At 71.4% G+C, this 17,165-nt stretch carries 17 protein-coding genes; 8 read left to right on the top strand and 9 right to left on the bottom strand.

The window, feature by feature from the left end; all coding sequences use genetic code 11:
- Nucleotides 1–153 precede the first annotated feature (153 nt).
- The 4 genes from ACWC94_RS15825 (at nt 154) to ACWC94_RS15810 (ending at nt 5,178) form a co-directional block, all read left to right on the top strand.
- Complete coding sequence (locus ACWC94_RS15825; RefSeq protein ID WP_450797117.1) at nt 154–1,935, top strand: glycoside hydrolase family 15 protein; 1,782 nt, start codon at nt 154–156, stop codon at nt 1,933–1,935.
- A 139-nt stretch (nt 1,936–2,074) separates the two neighbouring features.
- Complete coding sequence (locus ACWC94_RS15820) at nt 2,075–2,290, top strand: DUF4177 domain-containing protein (protein ID WP_031168938.1); 216 nt, start codon at nt 2,075–2,077, stop codon at nt 2,288–2,290.
- 124 nt (nt 2,291–2,414) lie between these two features.
- Nucleotides 2,415–4,880 carry a SpoIIE family protein phosphatase gene (locus tag ACWC94_RS15815; protein WP_450797116.1) on the top strand — a complete coding sequence of 822 codons (2,466 nt, stop codon included), beginning with the start codon at nt 2,415–2,417 and terminating at the stop codon, nt 4,878–4,880.
- Nucleotides 4,881–5,022: 142 nt separating this feature from the next.
- Complete coding sequence (locus ACWC94_RS15810; protein WP_450797115.1) at nt 5,023–5,178, top strand: DUF6131 family protein; 156 nt, start codon at nt 5,023–5,025, stop codon at nt 5,176–5,178.
- A gap of 275 nt (nt 5,179–5,453) precedes the next feature.
- Here the strand turns inward: ACWC94_RS15810 and ACWC94_RS15805 are convergent, their stop codons facing one another.
- From ACWC94_RS15805 to ACWC94_RS15795, 3 genes are all read right to left on the bottom strand, one after another.
- On the bottom strand, nt 5,454–5,729 hold the full coding sequence (locus ACWC94_RS15805; protein WP_450797114.1) for a hypothetical protein: 276 nt from the start codon (nt 5,727–5,729) through the stop codon (nt 5,454–5,456).
- Between the two features lie 114 nt (nt 5,730–5,843).
- The gene (locus ACWC94_RS15800; protein WP_450797113.1) at nt 5,844–6,293 is read right to left on the bottom strand and encodes a hypothetical protein; all 450 of its coding nucleotides are present in this window, start codon (nt 6,291–6,293) and stop codon (nt 5,844–5,846) included.
- A gap of 123 nt (nt 6,294–6,416) precedes the next feature.
- Nucleotides 6,417–6,896, bottom strand: a complete 480-nt coding sequence (locus ACWC94_RS15795; protein ID WP_450797112.1) for a diadenosine tetraphosphate hydrolase — start codon at nt 6,894–6,896, stop codon at nt 6,417–6,419.
- A 124-nt stretch (nt 6,897–7,020) separates the two neighbouring features.
- Here ACWC94_RS15795 and ACWC94_RS15790 point away from each other — a divergent pair, with 124 nt between their 5' ends.
- Nucleotides 7,021–7,428, top strand: a complete 408-nt coding sequence (locus ACWC94_RS15790; protein ID WP_450797111.1) for a YrdB family protein — start codon at nt 7,021–7,023, stop codon at nt 7,426–7,428.
- Nucleotides 7,429–7,473: 45 nt separating this feature from the next.
- Here the strand turns inward: ACWC94_RS15790 and ACWC94_RS15785 are convergent, their stop codons facing one another.
- The 4 genes from ACWC94_RS15785 to ACWC94_RS15770 form a co-directional block, all read right to left on the bottom strand.
- Complete coding sequence (locus ACWC94_RS15785) at nt 7,474–11,967, bottom strand: caspase, EACC1-associated type (protein WP_450797110.1); 4,494 nt, start codon at nt 11,965–11,967, stop codon at nt 7,474–7,476.
- Nucleotides 11,954–12,352: an effector-associated constant component EACC1 gene (locus ACWC94_RS15780; RefSeq protein ID WP_450797109.1), complete on the bottom strand. Its 399-nt coding sequence runs from the start codon at nt 12,350–12,352 to the stop codon at nt 11,954–11,956. Before ACWC94_RS15780 ends, ACWC94_RS15785 begins: the two co-directional genes overlap by 14 nt.
- Nucleotides 12,353–12,907: 555 nt before the next feature.
- Nucleotides 12,908–13,660 carry a hypothetical protein gene (locus ACWC94_RS15775; RefSeq protein ID WP_450797108.1) on the bottom strand — a complete coding sequence of 251 codons (753 nt, stop codon included), beginning with the start codon at nt 13,658–13,660 and terminating at the stop codon, nt 12,908–12,910.
- 60 nt (nt 13,661–13,720) lie between these two features.
- Complete coding sequence (locus ACWC94_RS15770) at nt 13,721–14,131, bottom strand: nuclear transport factor 2 family protein (protein WP_450797107.1); 411 nt, start codon at nt 14,129–14,131, stop codon at nt 13,721–13,723.
- 126 nt (nt 14,132–14,257) lie between these two features.
- Here ACWC94_RS15770 and ACWC94_RS15765 point away from each other — a divergent pair, with 126 nt between their 5' ends.
- The 3 genes from ACWC94_RS15765 to ACWC94_RS15755 all read left to right on the top strand — a co-directional run bounded on the left by ACWC94_RS15765 (nt 14,258) and on the right by ACWC94_RS15755 (nt 15,564).
- Complete coding sequence (locus ACWC94_RS15765) at nt 14,258–14,902, top strand: TetR/AcrR family transcriptional regulator (RefSeq protein ID WP_450797106.1); 645 nt, start codon at nt 14,258–14,260, stop codon at nt 14,900–14,902.
- Nucleotides 14,903–15,002: 100 nt separating this feature from the next.
- A complete protein-coding gene (locus ACWC94_RS15760; RefSeq protein ID WP_450797105.1) occupies nt 15,003–15,245 on the top strand; it encodes a hypothetical protein in 243 nt (80 codons plus the stop codon).
- Between the two features lie 103 nt (nt 15,246–15,348).
- Nucleotides 15,349–15,564 (top strand): hypothetical protein, encoded by a 216-nt coding sequence (locus tag ACWC94_RS15755; protein WP_450797104.1) that lies wholly within the window; start codon nt 15,349–15,351, stop codon nt 15,562–15,564.
- A gap of 102 nt (nt 15,565–15,666) precedes the next feature.
- Here the strand turns inward: ACWC94_RS15755 and ACWC94_RS15750 are convergent, their stop codons facing one another.
- Complete coding sequence (locus ACWC94_RS15750) at nt 15,667–16,278, bottom strand: TetR/AcrR family transcriptional regulator (protein WP_450797103.1); 612 nt, start codon at nt 16,276–16,278, stop codon at nt 15,667–15,669.
- 58 nt (nt 16,279–16,336) lie between these two features.
- Complete coding sequence (locus ACWC94_RS15745; RefSeq protein ID WP_450797272.1) at nt 16,337–17,107, bottom strand: 3-hydroxybutyryl-CoA dehydrogenase; 771 nt, start codon at nt 17,105–17,107, stop codon at nt 16,337–16,339.
- Nucleotides 17,108–17,165 lie beyond the last annotated feature (58 nt).

Raw genomic sequence — 17,165 nt, 5'->3', positions numbered from 1 at the left:
ACGCCGTAGCCGAGGACACCGGATGACCCAGGCACGCCGGGACCCCGGCGCAACGGGACCCAGGCGCACCGGGACCCCTTGAAGACGCCGCGTTCGGCCCCGGCCGGCGCAGTGGGCGTTTCCCGGCGGGGTGGCCGGGAAAACAGCAGTGCCATGGGTGACACAGCGGACGGGACGGTACACGTGCCGAACGACGTCTGCCCGCCGTGGGCGCTGCGGGCCTACGCCGTCCTCGCCGACGGCGAACGAGGCGCCGTGGTGGACCCGGAGGGCCGGATCGTGTGGCTGTGCGCTCCCCGCTGGCACAGTGACGCGGTGTTCTCCGCCCTGATCGGCGGCGGGGGGTACTTCGGCGTCGAACCGGTGGACCGCTGGCACGTATGGGGTGGGTACTACGAGGACGGCACACTGATCCGGGTCAGCCGGTGGGTGACCGCCGACTCCGTGATCGAGTGCCGCGACGCGCTGGCGATGCCGGCCTCTGTGGACCGTCTTGTGCTGTTGCGCCGGATGCGCGTCGAGGAGGGCGAGGCACGTCTACGGCTGGCCCTGGACCCGCGTCCGGGTTTCGGCGCGGGCGGGATGCGCGGCCCCCGCCTCGAGGGCGACCTGTGGACCGCGCACGCCGACGGTCTGCGGCTGCGGCTCCGCGGAGCGCAACAGGCCACGTGGCACGGCGAGTCCGTCCTGCGCGGTGAGTTCCGCCTGCGCAAGGGCGAGCAGCACGACCTGGTCCTGGAACTGTCGGAGAAGGAGAGCGCGGCCCCGCTGGATCCGGAGCGGCTGTGGGCGCGGACGGAGGAGGCGTGGCGGCGGGCCGTGCCCGACTGCTCCGGCCTGGCCGCACCGCGCGACGCCCGGCACGCCTACGCCGTCCTGCGCGGCCTGACGAGTTCCTCCGGCGGTATGGTCGCGGCCGTCACCACCTCGTTGCCGGAACGCGCGAACACCGGCCGCAGCTACGACTACCGCTATGCCTGGCTGCGCGACCAGAGCTACGCCGGCCTGGCGGTCGCCGCACACGGCCCGCACGACCTGCTCGACACCGCGGTGCGTTTCACCGCCGAACGCGTCCTCGCCGACGGTGCGGGCCTGCACCCGGCCTACACCGTGGACGGCGGACCCGTACCGGAGGAACGAGGGCTGCCGCTTCCCGGCTACCCGGGAGGCCAGGACCGGATCGGGAACCGCGCGGCCGATCAGTTCCAGCTCGACGCGTTCGGAGAGGCGCTGCAACTGTTCGCCGCCGCCGCTCACCACGACCGGCTCACACCCGAGGCCGAGCAGGCGGTCACGGTCGCGGTCCGGGCGGTGGAACACAACTGGCGGCGGCCCGACGCGGGGCTGTGGGAACTGGACGAACGGTGGTGGACCCAGTCCCGGCTGAGTGTGGTCTGCGGTCTGCGACGCGTGGCCGGGGTGCTGCCGGGGCGAACGGGACAGCGGTGCGCCGACCTCGCCGAGGCCGTCTTCGCGGAGACCCGGCACCGCTGCCTGCGCGCTGACGGCCGGTGGCGGCGGGCCGCCGACGACGACGGGCCGGAGGCCGCTCTCCTGACGCCCCTGGCCCGCGGCTTTCCTCCCGCCGACGACCCGAGCAACGCCATCACCCGCCGCTTCATCGAGGAGCAGCTGGCCGATGACGGGTACCTCTATCGCTTCGTCCACCAGGGAATCCCGCTGGGCGAGGCCGAAGGGGCCTTCCTGCTGTGCGGGTTCACCATGGCGCTGGCCACCGACCACCTCGGTGACCGCACCGGCGCGCTGCGCTGGTTCGAGCGGACCCGGGGGGCCTGCGGGCCGTCCGGGCTGTTCGCGGAGGAGTACGACGTACGCCAGCGCCAGCTGCGCGGCAATCTGCCCCAGGCCTTCGTCCACGCCCTCCTGCTGGAGTGCGCGGTCCGCCTCAACGACGCCTCGACGCTCCCGCACTGAGGCACGGGCCCCGCGAAGCCTCCCGCCCGGCCGGGCCACACGGTGGACGCCCACCGCCTTCTGCCGCGCGGCCCGATGATGATTAGCTTGCCCCGCCATTGACACGCCCACCCCACCCGGGTTCAGGAGGACTCCCCACATGAGCAGCGGTTACACGTACGAGTACAAGGTCGTCACCTTCCGGGAGTCGCTGATCGGCGACGCGCTGGACAGCGACAAACTGGAGAAGGTCCTGAACAAGCACGCCGAGGACGGCTGGGGCCTCAAGGCGATCACCTCCGCCGACGTCAAGGGGCGTATAGGGCCCGGAGCCGTGGAGGGGCTGCTGCTGACCTTCGAGCGCCCGCGCGGGTAACCGTCACGCGGTCGCCCCGCGGACCGCGGCATGCGCACGGGCCCGGGTGGTCGGCCCGAAGACACACCCGGGTCCATGTGAGACCGTGGTGTGAGAAAACCCGCCTGCGGATGCGGCCGACACCATGGGTCTGAGGGATCTGGACAACAAGCACCAGGACGATCCGTTCGGCATCACCTCTGCCGCCGTCGCCCTCGTGGACGGACACGGTCTGATCCGCTACTGGAGTCAGCGGGCGGAGGACCTCCTCGGGTATCCGGCGCCCAGCGTGCTGGGGCGGCCCGCGACTTCCGTGCTCATGAGCGAGGACTCGCCGACGTCCGCGCTGTCCGCGGCGCAGCGGGTCGGCGAGGGCTGGGAGGGCCTGATCACCGCGCGTCACCGTGCGGGCCACCCGGTGGAGCTGGCCCTTCGGGCGTGTCCGCTGAGTGCGGAGCAGGGCTCCGGCTGGCTCGCCGTGGCCTGTGAAATCTCCGACTCGCGGCGATGGGAACTCGATCAGGCCGTGGTGCGCGGCCTGCTGGAGGAGTCACCGATCGGCATCGCCGTCCTCGACAGTGAGCTGCGCTTCCAGTGGGTGAACCAGGCACTGGTCGCCATGGAGGGCCTGCCCCCGCAGCCCGGGGCCGAGCACACCTCCGCTCCCGCTGGACCGGGGCAGGTGCCGTCCGGACCGGGGCAGGTGCCGTCGGCCGTGGACTGGCAGGCGCGCCAGGCGCTGGTGTCGGGCCAGGTGACGCCCGCCGTCGAGCACGTGCCACCCCCGCACGGCCGGTCCCGGCGGAACGCGCAGGGCCACCTCAGGCTCCGCTCGTCGTTCCCGCTGAGGGACATCGACGGGAAGACACTCGGGGTGTGTCACACCGCCGTCGACTTCACCGCCCAGGACCGTGCACGTGAGCGGCTCGCCCTGGTCAACGACGCGGCACAGCGCATAGGCACCACCCTGGACCTCGACCGCACCGTGCAGGAACTGGCCGAGGTCCTCGTACCGCAGCTCGCCGAATTCGTGGCGATCGACCTCTTCCAGGGCGTCCTCGCGGCCCGGGACCTCACCCCCGGACCGGTCGCCTGGGGCACTCTGCAGCGGGCGGTGCACCGGTCGATCCGCCCGGAGATTCCGGAGGCGATCGTCCCCATCGGGGAGCCCACCGGGTACCCGGCCGTCTCCCCGCAACGACGGTGCCTGACCACGGGCCGGCCGATCCTCGATCCGGTGCTGGAACCCACGACATGGTGGCTGGCCGGTGATCAGGAGCGCCTGGCCAAGCTCGTCTCCCTCGGTGTGCACACGCACCTGGTGGTGCCGCTCCGGGCCCGGGGCGTGACCATGGGGGTGGTCACGCTGCTGCGCTGGGAGAACCCCAACCCGTTCGACGAGGAGGACCTGCTGCTCGTGGAGGAGCTGGTGGCACGGGCCGCGGTGTGCGTGGACAACGCCCGGCGTTTCGTCCGTGAGCACCACGCGGCCCTCGCCCTGCAGACCAGTCTCCTCCCGCCGGTTCTGCCCGATCACTGTGCCGTCGACGTCGCCTACCGCTATCTGCCGACCGATGCCGAGGCCGGCGTGGGCGGCGACTGGTTCGACGTCATCCCCCTGTCCGGCGCCCGCGTCGCCCTGGTCGTCGGGGACGTCGTCGGCCACGGCATCCATGCGGCGGCCAGCATGGGCCGGCTGCGCGCGGCCGTACAGACACTCGCCGACCTGGACCTGCCCCCCGACGAACTGCTCGCCCGCCTCGACGACCTCGTCGTGCGCCTGGCGGACGAGGCGGAGGCGGCCACGGACGGACCGGTGGTGATCGGCGCGACCTGCGTCTACGCGGTCTACGACCCGATCTCGCGGAAACTCAGCGTGGCGCGCGCCGGGCACCCCACGCCCGCCATCGCCCACCTCAGCGAACCGGTCGAACTGCCCGACATCCCCGCCGGCCCCCCGCTGGGACTGGGCGGTCTGCCCTTCGAGTCGGCCGAGATCGAACTGGAGGAGGGCAGTGTCGTCGCCCTCTACACCGACGGCCTGATCGAGGCCTCGGACCGCGACGTCGACGTCGGCTTCGAGCGGCTCTGCTTCGCCCTGGCCCACCCCGACCGGCCGCTGGAGGAGATCTGCGACACGATGGTCCGCATTCTCCTGCCGGACCACCCGCACGACGACGTGGCCTTCCTCATCGCCCGGACGCGCGCCCTCGCCCCCGACCGGGTGGCCTCCTGGGAGGTGCCGGCCGATCCCCGGGCGGTGCACGAGGCCCGCGAGAACACCGCCTGTCAGCTGGCCGCTTGGGGCCTGGAGGACATCGCCTTCACCACCGAGCTGATCGTGAGCGAACTCATCACCAACGCCATCACGCATGCCTGCGGACCGATCCGTCTGCGTCTGATCCACGAACGCAATCTCATCTGTGAGGTGTCGGACTCCAGCAACACCTCTCCGCATCTGCGCCGTGCCCACAGCACCGACGAGGGAGGGCGCGGTCTCTTCCTGGTCGCGCAGGTCGCGCAGCGCTGGGGCACGCGGTACACCCCCACGGGCAAGACCATCTGGGCGGAGCAGCAGTTGCCGAGCGACGCTTCGTGGCGGGTTCCCTGAGCCGGCGTTCCCGCTGCCGTCCGCTGTCCTGCCCGATCACGCCTGTCCGGGACTTCCGCAGATTTCCGGCCTTCGGATGATGACACCCTCCACTTCTGGGCACCCGCAGGGATAGGAGCGTTTCGTCAACAGGAGGCGCGTCATGATCGCCCTCGGTATCATCCTGCTCGTCGTCGGTTTCGTCACAGGACTGTCGATCCTGTGGACCATCGGGATCATCCTCGTGATCATCGGCGCGGTCTTCTGGATCCTCGGCTCGATGGGGCACGCGGTCGCCGGCCGGCGGCACTACTGGTAGGCGTCCGGCCCTTTCCCGGCCGCCGGGGCAGACCCTCCCGGCTCGCGTCAGTCCCCCGGGCCCGGAGGTGGCGCGTGCCCGGCCCCGGTGGCCACCGGTCGCGCCCGCCTACGACAGACGGGCTGGGCGGCGGCCTCCGGCTGGGTGTGCCGCGTCGGCGTCCGATGTGCGGACACAGCGGCCCCGCTCGCGACGTTCAACGGTGAACCTCGCGAGCGGGGCCGCCCACAGCCCGACGAAACTGACGCACTCCGCCGGCAGGTACCGGCGTGCGTTCACCGCTGACCGGAGCCGGGCTCTTCGGACCAGGTGCGGACGCGGTCGGCGTGGTCGCGGTTGTTGCAGGCGTCGTCCACCGAGTCACCGGTCCACGGTGCGGCGAAGGGGACGAGTCCGAGCGCCTGCTTGCACAGGTTGGCGGCGGTGAAGGGCCGGCCGGCGATGTTGATGCGACCGTGGTTGGGGTGGTTGCCGTCGCTGTCGGCATGGGCCGGGGTGGCGAGGGAGAAACCCGCCACGGTGACCGCGGCGAGCGCAGTGATCTTCTTCATAGCCTGGTCAACGACCTCGGACAGCCCCATGTCACGCCGGCGGTCCTCGTTCCATCGGGTGATCCCGAAGCGTCAGGTTCCGCCCCGGGCATCGCCGTTGGGGTGTCTGGCCGATCAGCCGGCGAAGACCTTGCCCTGCCTCACGACGTAGTGCGTGGGCGCGGAGCAGCCGATGGACGGAGTGATCAGCAGGCTCACGGTGAGGGGCGCGGGCTCCGTGCTCGTGGTCGAGAACGCGCAGACGGCACCGCTGCCGGTGAGCGGGTACCAGAACCACCCGTCGACATCGCCCACGGTGACCCGGTCGGACTCCTTCCACGCGCCCCTGGTGTGGGTGTAGACCTGCAGCCGTACGGAGGCGGCGTACTGGTCCTGCGGCGAACGCACCGCGGTCAGGGTGATCTTGTAGTCGCTGCCGAGGACGGAGGAGGCGATCACCCGAGTCCGCGGCGGTGCGGTGGTGGCGTGGGACGCTCCGGCGCCGACGGCCCCGAGAACGCCCGCCATGAGGACGGTGCAGGCCGCGGTCGCGACGCCGCGGGTGTGGTGACGGACGAAGCTCATACGGTCCCCATGGAAGAAGCCGCGCGGAAAGGACGGATCGGTTCGTACGGTGATGAAGACCAGTCACCCGGCTCCAGGGTTGTACGGCGATGAGTCCCACCGCTCCCGCGGGGCCACGGCGCGTCAGGTCGTCGAACCCAGCCTGTCCAATTCGCCGCTGATCGTCTCCCGCAGCACGTCATGCTGCGGACCGAGCCGGAACCGCTCGTCCCGCCACCGGTCAGGCGGATACAGCCACACCGGCTTGCCCACCAACTCCGGCGGCTCCCACTCGAACCGCGGCCACACGTGCGCGTGCAGGAACGGGTCCGTGTTTCCCAGGATCTCCAGGTTGACCCGGCGGAAGGCGGGGTCCACGCGCCGGCAGGCCCGCTCGACCGCCTCGCCGAGCCGGTCCATGTCGGACAGGAACGCCAGCCGCTTGGCCCTCGGCAGGTCGGACAACCGTTGAACTCCCGGTTCGTCCGCGAGGAGGACCGAGTAACCCGGCAAGAACTGAACGTCGCCGATCGCCGCGAACCCCGACACGAGCCGCCGCAGCACCGTCGGGTTCTCACCCCGCAGCGCAGCCCCGATCCGATCCGACCGCCAGTCATCATCCATGCCCCCCAACCTAGTCAAGGAGTCCTCCTGGCCGTTGCCCGGGGTCTGTCCGCGCTTCCCGGAAACGGCACTGCGCGCGCCACCGCCCTGTCATGCTGGGGTCCCGGCGCATCGAGAGGACTCCATGACACAAGGCCCTGACGCCATGGTCGTGATCGATGAGCGGGGTTGGTACACCGCCAACGAACTCCTGGCGTTTCTGCTCGAGCTCGCTGCGCTGGCATGTCTGAGCTGGTGGGGGTTCACCGTCGGCTACGGCGCAGGCCTTCGCCTCCTGCTCGGCCTGGGAACGCCCCTGTCGGCGATCGTGCTGTGGGGGTTGTTCGCGGCACCCAAGGCGCGGCTGCGGCCACGGCTGCCCCTCGTGCTCGCCGTCAAGGCGGTCGTGCTGGGGGGCGGGGCAGCGGCCTTGTACGGGGCCGGGCACCCTGTCGCCGCCGTGGCCATGGCGTTCATCGTGGTCGCCAACACAGCGGTGGCCGAGATCTTTCGCCGCAGGCCGCCCACCTCGCCCACCGACACCGGCCGGTGAACGGGGCGGCGGTGGGCGGGGGCACGTGCGGTCGTCCTGTCACCGTCAGCAGGTGTGCTGCGGCTTGAGAGGGGGGATGTAGCGGGCCCATTGCTCGGGGTCCAATCCCCCACCTGCCCGGGCGCAGGCGAGGTCGCGGGCGTGGGTACGCGCGTTGTCGAGCTTCGCCAGGCTGTTCAGGTTGACGATGCCGTCCGCGGAGGCGGTCAGCAGCGTCTTGTTGTCGGCGCTGATCGCCACGGACGTGACCGAGTCCGTGTGGCTGCTGCCGACCACGCCGAGGTCGTAGGGGTGGACGGGGTCGGTGACGTCCCAGAGGATCGCCGTCTGGTCGGCGCTGCCGGACACCAGGGTATGACCGTCGGGGCCGAAGTCCAGTCCGAGGACCCAGCTGCTGTGCTGGACCAGCGGCGGGCCGAGGTGCTGGGCGTGGGCCGGGTCGGTGACGTCCCACAGGATGATGCTGGAGTCCAGACTGCCGGTTGCCAGCGTGTGTCCGTCGGGGCTGAAGGCCACGGAGGTGACCCAGTTGGTGTGGCCGGAGAGTGGCGTGCCCAGGGGACGCGGCCGGGCCAGGTCGTCGATGTTCCACAGTCTGGCCGTACCGTCCCAGCTTCCGGTGGCCAAGGTGTGTCCGTCGGGGCTGAAGGCGACCGCGTCCACACCTGCGCGGTGCCCCGTGATCGGCCGACCGACGAGCCTGGGACGGGAGGCATCCGACGTGTCCCAGAGCGTGATCGCGGCATCCCCGCCCACGGTGGCGAGGGTATGGCCGACGGGGCTGAAAGCCAGCCCGTCGACTCCGCCGTTGTTGGCGGTGAACTGTGTGATCTTGCGGAGACGGTGGAGGTCACTGGTGTCCCAGAGGATCACGGTGTGGTCCAGGCTGCCGCTTGCCAGGACGCGCCCGTCGGGGCTGAAGTCCATCCCGGACACCCTGCCCGCATGGCGCACGGTGTTGCGGGTGACTCCGCGGGGATGCTTCGGATCGGCCAGGTCCCACAGCGTCACCTTGCCATCCGCTCCGCCCATGGCCGCCGCGTGACCGTCCGGGCGCAGCGCCATCGTCTGCACACCACCGGGGTTGGCTTCGATTCGGGCCCAGAGAGGAACGCTTCCGTTGGTGGCCTTGCTCTGCCACAGGATCACCGTGTTGTCGGCGCTCCCGGTGGCGAGCAGGGTGCCGTGCGGGGCGAACGCCACGGCGCCGGTCCAGTTGGACGCCCCGCTGATGGAACTGTTGATCATGCGGGGAGCGGTGGGCTGCGCGGTGTTCCACACGGTCGTGTAATGGTCGGCCAATACCACGTCGATCTGGTGCCGGAACACCTCCAGTGCCTTCACGGGGGCGACTCCGGCGGGGATCTGGCTCACCCAGGCGGGGTGGTCCGGGTTCCCGGTGTTCCAGAGGTTGGCCTTTCCGTCTCCGCCGCCGGTGACGAGCGTACGACCGTCGGGGGTGAAGCCGAGTGCGGTCACCCCGTCCGGGTGGCTGATCGGGTTCTTGAGCCGCCGGGGGTGAGAGCGGTCGGTGACGTCCCACAGAACCGCGGTGCCGTTGAGGCCGCCGGTCACGAGCAGGTGGCCGTCGGGTCTGAACGCCAAAGCCGACACGTCCGTGTTCTGGATGGTCAGGGGCTGTCCGAGGTGGTGGGGGTGTCCGGGGTCGCCGGTGTCCCACAGCCAGACCCTGCCGTCCGGTGCGCCGGCCGCCAGCATGTGTCCGTCCGGTGCGAAGGCCAGCGTGTCGACGCTTCGCGGGCCGGTCAACCCGCCGAGGCGGCGTGGTCGTCCCGGGGAGCTCACGTCCCACATCTGTACGGTGAGCCCGGCACGGTCGCTGCCGCCGGCCGCGAGGATCCGCCCGTCCGGGCTGAACGCCACGGTGTACACGCCATAGCTGGGGCCCTGCAGCGGCCGGCCGAGCCTTTGGGCATGCTGCGGGGAGCTGGTGTCCCACAGGATGACGGTGCCGTCCTGGCTTGCGGTGGCCAGGGTCCGACCGCTGGGCGCGAACGCGACGCCGGCCACCACGCCGGTGTGGCCCACGAGGGTGCCGGCGTAGGGCTGGAACAGGCTGCTGAGGAGGTTCGCGGTGGTGGCGGGCGTGTGGTCCAGGCTGTCGGCCGCGATGCCGAGTTGCAGGGCCAGCCTGGGATTGTTGCCTCGGGCGGAGTCCGCGTCGCGCACCAGTGCCTCCGCGATCGCCGAGCGCTGTTGTCTCTGCGCTTGTTTGCGCCCCTGCACGGCGAACCCGGTCGCGATCAGGGAGGCCACCACCAAGAGGATCAGCGTGACGGCTGTTCCCGTCCGTATGCGGCGGCGCCGCCGGTCGGCTCGTACGCTGGCGGCATAGAACTCGGCCGCGAGCTCACCGAGTTGGCCGTCGTGGCCACCGTGCCGGCCGGTGTCGCCGACCTGGTCGCGGGCGAGCTCCAGTTGGCTGCCACGGTAGAGACCGCTCGGGTCGCGTCCGTCTCTCTCCCAGGACTCGGCGGCGTCGAGGAGCTTCTGCTGGACCAGCAGGCCGGCGCGGCTGGTGTCGATCCAGCCACGCAGCCGGTCCCAGGCGCGCAGCAGCGCCTCGTGGGCGATCTGGGCGCTGTCGCCGTCCACGGTGATCAGGCGTGCACCGGCCAGCGCGTCGCGGGCGGCGGCGATGGCGGCGACCTCGTCCGGCGGGCGTTGGGCCAGCAGGTCGGTGAGGTCGAGCCGACGGCGGGTGTCCTCGGTGCTCTCGCTGATCCGGACCATGCGGAGCAGCATCAGCTTGGCGGCCCGTTGGGCAGCCGGGGTCAGGCTGTCGTAGGTGCGGTCGGCCTGTCGGGTGATCGCGTCCCAGATGCCGCCGGTCGCGCCGTACCCGGCGAGGGTCAGGGTGGGGCCCTCCCGGCGGCCCCAGGTCAGCCAGAGCGCGTAGGCCAGCAGTGGGAGGGTGCCGCCGGCGAACTCGCGGTCGGCACGCAGATCGCGCAACAGGGTGTCGGCCAGGCCGGTTTCGAGCTCGAGGCCGGCCACTTCGGCGGGTTTCTCGATCGCCTCGCGCAACTGCCCCGGCGTCATGGGCTCGACCGGGAACTGGCGGTGCTTGAGCACGTCGACCAACTCGGGGTGCGCCAGACAGGAGGCGTAGAAGTCCGCTCGGATACCGAGCACGACCAGGGCCGGTGCCCCGGCGGCGGCCTGATCGCCCGTCGCGGCCGAGCAGATCGCACTGATGAAGCTCCGCCGCTCCTGCTCGTCCTGGCAGGCGGTGAACACTTCCTCGAACTGGTCCACCACGAGCAGCAGCCGGCCGCCCGGCACGTCCCGGCCGCCGCTCAACCGGTGCAGGGCGCGGCGCATCAGGGCGGCCGAGCGGGTCGGGTCCGCCCGCAGCTCGGCGATCAGCTCGGCCTTCGGGTGTCCGGTCGGGCGGGCCAGCTGACCGGCCAGGCTGTCCAGCGGATGTTCGCCGGGCGTGAGGATGAACTGGGGCCAGGTACCGGCACCGGGCAGCGGGAGTTCGCCGCGTTTGACGGCGGGCAGCAGGCCGGCCCGCAGCAGCGAGGACTTCCCCGCGCCGGACAGCCCCATCACGGCGACCGGCCCGTCGTCCTGCGACCAGTCGGCCAGGTTCGTGAGCAACTCGGCGGTGACCTGGGCCCGGCCGAAGAAGAACCTGGCGTCGTCGGCGGTGAACGGATCGAGGCCCGGATACGGGCAGATTGGTTCGTCGAACCGTTCGGGCGACGCAGGGGCGGCCGGCGGAGCGTGCCGGGGTGCGGCGGCCGGGTTGGCCGCCAGCACCAGGTCCCCGGCCCGGCCGCTGAGGTGCCGCTCCGGTGCGGGCAGGTGCCGAAGCGGCAGAACGCGGCGCAGATGGCGGTAGGCGCCCTCGAGGGTGAGTCCCGGTGGGCCGCCCGGGTCGCCTTCGTGCAGAAAGCGCAGCAGCTCTCCGGTGAACGCCGTGTACGGCTCTCCCGGCAGGGCCAGCGCCTGTTCGTCCCGTGAGGCGGAAGCCAGCACGTAGCTGCCGCTGAGCGAGGCCAGCGCGAACGCGTCGGTGGCGGCCGTGCCGAAGGAGCCGTGGGCGCGTCCGGCGAAGCAGCAGTCCAGCACCACGACGATGGAGCGCGCCCGGCAGTTGCTGAACGCGTCGCGCACCGCCTGATACGGCAGCGCCTTGAACGCCAGCCCCTCGGCCAGGTCGTCCGTCGCGGCCGTGGCCAGATAGAGCTCGTTGCCCGGGCTGACCAGTCCGTGGCCGACGTAGTAGAGCAGGAGGACGTCCTCGGCCTGCTTGGCGGCCGTGACGACGGCGTTGCCGAACTCGATCGGGTCCTTGGGATCGAGGAGCGGCGGGAGAAGGTTCTCCGGGCGCAGCCCGCAGGTGTCGACCAGAGTGCGGCCGAGTTCCCGGACGGTGGCCGACACCGCGGGCACGTCGGGCAGTTGAGAGCCGGGGAGGTGACGTCCGGTGCCGATGAGCAGGGCGCGCGATCCGGGCGAGCCGAGCCCGGTGGCCGGGGACGCGCCGGGCGGCTCAGTCTGCGTCACCGGTTTCCCGATCGTCGACGGGGCCGAGGGAACGGGAGAGTTCAGCGGTGATCCGCTGTACCTCCGCCGCGTCCAGGCTGAGGACGTGGGTGGCGCTGAACTCCGCCGATGTCCCGTCGGGCCGGACCACCTTGACCGAGATGTCGCCGGTACGGCGGCGCAGCCAGGAGATCAGGACGCTGGCGGCGGCCGTCGCCACGCCTCCGGGGCCGAGCGCGACCGTCAGTGCCGCCACGAGCGAGCCCAGGGCACCCGGCGCCGGGGGTGGCAGCTCCAGCCGTACCCGTCCGCGCAGTTCCTCCTCGGCGACCAGCCAGTCACGCAGGGACCGAAGCTCGTCGGCAGCCCGGTCACCGGCGACTTCGACCACCAACCGCTCCTCCACGCAGACCTCCCGTCAGTCCTGGCCCCTTTACGTGGTCATCCTGACAGAGGGACTGGTCGTCAGTGGAGCGAATGGTGTGACGTGACGCGGACCGCTCCCTCGAACCCCGCACCGCACGCGTCGTGTACACCGGCCGGGACGGCTGTACGCCCGGCTCTGCGGCGAGTTGACGCGTCGTCGGGTTCGGTGGGGCGCGGGGCGCGGGTGTCAGCGGCACCGGGCGCTGGTCACCCCGTCGTGCACCGGCAGCATCACCGGGTCCACCCGTTCGTCCGCCGCGACCGAGTCGTTCGGGCGTCGCGTCACGACGTGACGGTCCTGCCGGCAGGCGGGGTCGAGGACGTCCGTCGGACCCCGCACGCGGCGAGCCGTACGGCCTGCTGGTCGGTCTCTTCCGCGCCGGTCTGCCGGGCCTGCCGACGGACGACGCACACTGACGGGCCGGGCGGGCCGGTGCCGGTCGCCACCCGACCCGCGCACGGGCCGGATCCTCACTGGTCGTCGACCGGACCGGCCCCTCCGGTCCGCCGCTCAGCCCGACGGCAGGCACACGCCTCAGGTCAGCGGCAGCGCCTTGACGCCCGGCAGGAAGGGAAGCAGGTCGTAGCCCTGCGTTCCGGCTGCGCAGACTGGGGTCGTTTCGGCGGTCGGGGACACCTTCGTCCCGGTCGAGAAGGCCCCGCCTCCGCCGAGCACGGTCGTGAAGTGGTCGGTGTTCGCGGTCGAGTAGTACACGCACTGGTGCAGGTCGAGGAAGCTCCCCGTGGTCAGGTCCAGGGCCTTCACATAGGACAGGTTGGCAACGACGGTGTAGTTGCCGTCACCGCTGCCGCAACTGACGTGTGTCTCAGGTGTGTCGGAGATGTTCGTGCCGGCCAGGAAGCGGCCGTCCCGGCTCGGTACCACCGTCGTGAAGTAGTTGACGGCGGACGCCGAGTAGTACGTGCACTGATGCAGGTTCAGGTAACGGCCGGCGCGCAGATCCAGCGGTTTTACGCCTGACAGGAGGGCGATGAGGCCGAAGTTCCCGTCGCCTCCACCGCAGGTGGGCGCGCTGTCCTGGGTGTCGGAGACGTTGGTGCCGGCCAGGAATCGGTTGTCCCGGCTCGGCACGAAGGTCGTGAAGTGGTCGGCGGCGGATGCCGAGTAGTACAGGCACTGCTGCAGGTTCAGATACCTGCCCGCCGCCTGCCGGCCGTCCTGGGCGGGAGCGGTGGTGACCGCACGGGCGAGGCTCGGCACCAGCGCCAGCGCGAGGGCACCGACGGCGGCGAAGAGCCAGTCTCTGACGCGTAAGGTGTGGCGCACTCTTGTCCCTTTTCTCTGCGAAGTGGGGCGAGGGAACGGGGATTTGCCGGGTGACGGGCGTCAGCCGTTCTGGGCGGGAGCCGTGAGCTGGGCGGCGATCGACGCGCTGTCCAGCCAGACGTTCTCCCGCGAGATCCGACCGCCCCGGAACTCGAAGACGTGCAGGATCCGGAAGGAGATCCGCCGGCCGTTGCCCGGGAGGCCCATGAAGGAGGTCGGGACCGTACCCGTCATCACGTTCTCGATGGTGACGGCGTCCTGGGCGTAGTACGTGTGGGTCCTCTCCTCCTTCTCGGCGCGGAAGTCCTTGCACAGCCGGCGGTAGAACTCCAGCGCCGCCGGGACCCCGTGCTTCGGGCCCGCGGGGTCGCCCACGACGTCGTGCTCGATGTCGTCGGTGTACATCGCGACCGACCCCTCCGGGTCGCCGCGCTCCTCGGCGGCCATGTGCTGCCGGATCAGAGCTTCCATTTCCTCTGGTGTCGTGGAGCCCATGACAGGCCCCCTCTCTTCTCGCGCCGCACGCGGCCCGCGGCCCCCGTGGTGAGACAGTGCTATCGTAATGAGAAGAATTTCTCACAACAAGAGGTTGTTCTCATGACTGACGGGGGCGCGCGAAGCACACGGGGCGCGAAGGGCTCGGGGGACGGCCGCCGGAACCAGAAGCTGCGTACGCGGCGCGCGCTCATCGACGCCGCGGTCGCGTTGCTGCGCGAGGGCAGGACGGTCACGATCGCGGAGGCCGCCGAGACGGCCCGGGTGTCCACGGCCACGGCGTATCGATACTTCTCCCACCCCTCCGACCTGCTGCTGGAAGCCCGCACGCTCATGCGGGCGCCGGACGTCCTGACCGGTCTTCCGGACGAGCCGGCCGAGCGGCTCGACGCGGTGGTCTCCCGGATCGCGGACGAGCAACTCGGTGACGAGGTCATGTGGCGGGCGGTGCTGCGGGCGAGCCTGGACCGCTGGCAGCAGGTCGACAAGGGTGAGCGGGCCGGCGATCTCCCCTTCCGCAACCGCACCCGCCTGGACCTGACCCACAGCGCCCTGGAACCCCTCGCCGACGTCCTCCCGCCCGCCGAGCACCGTCGCCTGACCATGGCGGTCATGCTGGTGTACGGCGTGGAAGCGCTCGTCTCGACCCGCGACGCGTGCGGACTCGACGCCGACGAGGCGAAGGAGGTCATGCGCTGGGCGGCGGGAGCGCTCCTGGAGTCCGCTCTGCGGCGCGCGGGGGCGTAGAGGAGGGACTCCGCCCGGTGCGAGACCGACGGCGGCTCTACCCGATCGGCCGGTAAGTCCTCGGCCGACGCGGCACACCCTCCGTCTAGGATCCGTGCCCGTGGCAGAGGTCCCCGATGAGTTGATCAAGCTGGAACGATCCGCCGAGGTAGAGCGCGCGAAGCTCGCGGGCCTGACCGGTGACGAGTACGACGCCCAGTTGCGCCGCTGGCGCGAGGCGTCCGAGGCCGTACAGGCGGCCATCACCGCGCACGCCGCGGCCACCGAGGCCAGCCGGTTCGAGGTGGAGCAGGCCGTGAAGCGGGCGGTGCGGCACTCCCAGGAGGACCCGGCCGTCGAGTAGCCCACGGAGTGCTCCCCCCCCCCCGCGACTCGGGCGGCCGATGCACGCATATTCGGCCATACTGACCCAGAGTGGCACCCCTCCATGCGACAAGGAGCACGGTATGCCGACGGATCCGGTAGGACGATTCCTGGCAGCCCTCGACCCGGATCACCGGGAGACGATCGGCGCCAAGCCGCGCCGGGAGCAGGAGAAGCTCGCGGCGGCCTGGGAACGGGAACTGGAATCGGACGACGAGCTCGACACGCTCGACGAACTGTCCCCGCCGGCGGCCGAGGCGGAGGCGGCCCGCCGTGTCCTGGACCGCGGAGCCGGCTAGGCCCTCTCGTTTGGATCATCCCGGCGTCGCCGAACGGCGTCACGTCCCGTCCGGGCGGTCCTTCCCGAACGACAGGACAGGGACGCCCCGCGAGGCGGGAACTCACTCCACCGGCACAGCCTCCGGCAGACCCAGCGCCGCGGAGACATGGCGCCAGATGGAGGCGAGCGCGGTGTCCAGGGTGACCGCCGGGTCGCGCAGCATGAGGCGGATGCCGTAGCCGTCGCTCAGGGACAGCACGAGTGTGCAGAGTTCGTCCACGTCGGTCGGCTCGAACTCACCGGAGGCGATGCCGCGCCGGACCGCGTCGGCGACCCAGGTGTGCAGCTGGGCGTACAGATCCACGGCATAGGCCCGGGTGGCCTCGTCCCGCAGGGCCCGGACCCACAGTTCCTGCCACAGCCGCCAGTCCTGGTGCAGTTCCGGGTCGGTCGGCAGCAGGTTGCGGAGGATGCGGGCCAGGATGACCGCCGCCGGAGCCGTCCCGGCGTCGCGTTCCACATCGGTGGCGGTGTTGGCGAAGGAGTGGGTCATCGCCTCGGTGAACAGCTTCTCGCGCGTGTCGAAGTGGTAGTGCAGCAGGGCCGTCGACACGCCGGCCCGCTCGGCGACCATGCGCATCCGGATCTTCTCGAAACCGATCTCGGCGATGGCCTCGCACGCCGCGGTCAGGATGCGCTCGCGCGTGTCTGCCGTGCGCACCTTGGTGGACACCCTGCGGCTCCCCTCGTTCGGTGGTCGTACGCCATGACCATCTTCCCTCAGCTTTCCCTCACCGCGGCCCCGCAGGTGGCGCCGTCTCACGCCGCGGCGGTTCGTCGTACGTGTGGAAGCCGCGCCCGGACTTCCGCCCCAGCAGTCCGGCCTCCACCATCCGGGACAGCAGGGGCGGCGGTGAGTACTGCGGTTCGCGGAACTCCGTGTACAGCGACTCGGCGATGGCCCGGGTGGTGTCCAGGCCGATCAGGTCCGCCAGGGCCAGCGGTCCCAGCGGGTGCGCGCAGCCGAGGACCATGCCGCGGTCGACGTCCGCCACGCTCGCGCTGCCCGACTCCACCATGCGGACGGCGGCCAGCAGATAGGGCACGAGCAGCGCGTTGACGATGAACCCGGCCCTGTCCCGGGTGCGGACGACCTCCTTGCCGAGGGTGCCGGTCACGAACTCCTCGGCCCGCGTCGTGGTGGTGGGCGAGGTGAGCAGCGACGGGACGAGCTCGACCAGACTCAGGACCGGTACGGGGTTGAAGAAGTGCACGCCGATGACGCGGTCGGGGCGGCTGGTCGCCGAGGCCAGCCGGATGACCGGGATGGAGGAGGTGTTCGTCGCGAGGACGGTGTTCTCGCCCGTGACCACGGGGTCGAGGCGGGTGAAGACATCGATTTTGAGGCGCTCGTCCTCCGCCACCGCCTCGATCACCAGGTCGCGGTCGTGCAGCGCCGCCATCTCGTCGACCACGGTGATCAGATCGGCGGCGGCCTCGCGCCGTTCGGCGGTGAGCCGGCCGTGGGCGGTGGCCCGGTCGAGGGAGCGGGTGATGCGCAGGCGGCCCGCGCGGGCCGCCAGCGCGTCGCGTTGCACGACCGTGACCGGCAGGCCGGCC

The organism is Streptomyces sp. NPDC001135 (assembly GCF_053598395.1).
Note: the sequence above shows the minus strand (reverse complement) of the source record. Positions and strands in the feature narration are given on the sequence as shown.

Excerpts from the sequence above, each read along its gene's own strand:
- ACWC94_RS15825 (WP_450797117.1), top strand. The coding sequence starts at position 154 with ATGGGTGACACAGCGGACGGGACGGTACACGTGCCGAACGACGTCTGC.
- ACWC94_RS15805 (WP_450797114.1), bottom strand. The coding sequence starts at position 5,729 with ATGAAGAAGATCACTGCGCTCGCCGCGGTCACCGTGGCGGGTTTCTCC.
- ACWC94_RS15755 (WP_450797104.1), top strand. The coding sequence starts at position 15,349 with ATGCCGACGGATCCGGTAGGACGATTCCTGGCAGCCCTCGACCCGGAT.
- ACWC94_RS15770 (WP_450797107.1), bottom strand. The coding sequence starts at position 14,131 with ATGGAAGCTCTGATCCGGCAGCACATGGCCGCCGAGGAGCGCGGCGAC.
- ACWC94_RS15765 (WP_450797106.1), top strand. The coding sequence starts at position 14,258 with ATGACTGACGGGGGCGCGCGAAGCACACGGGGCGCGAAGGGCTCGGGG.
- ACWC94_RS15815 (WP_450797116.1), top strand. The coding sequence starts at position 2,415 with ATGGGTCTGAGGGATCTGGACAACAAGCACCAGGACGATCCGTTCGGC.
- ACWC94_RS15790 (WP_450797111.1), top strand. The coding sequence starts at position 7,021 with ATGACACAAGGCCCTGACGCCATGGTCGTGATCGATGAGCGGGGTTGG.
- ACWC94_RS15800 (WP_450797113.1), bottom strand. The coding sequence starts at position 6,293 with ATGAGCTTCGTCCGTCACCACACCCGCGGCGTCGCGACCGCGGCCTGC.
- ACWC94_RS15795 (WP_450797112.1), bottom strand. The coding sequence starts at position 6,896 with ATGGATGATGACTGGCGGTCGGATCGGATCGGGGCTGCGCTGCGGGGT.
- ACWC94_RS15810 (WP_450797115.1), top strand. The coding sequence starts at position 5,023 with ATGATCGCCCTCGGTATCATCCTGCTCGTCGTCGGTTTCGTCACAGGA.
- ACWC94_RS15820 (WP_031168938.1), top strand. The coding sequence starts at position 2,075 with ATGAGCAGCGGTTACACGTACGAGTACAAGGTCGTCACCTTCCGGGAG.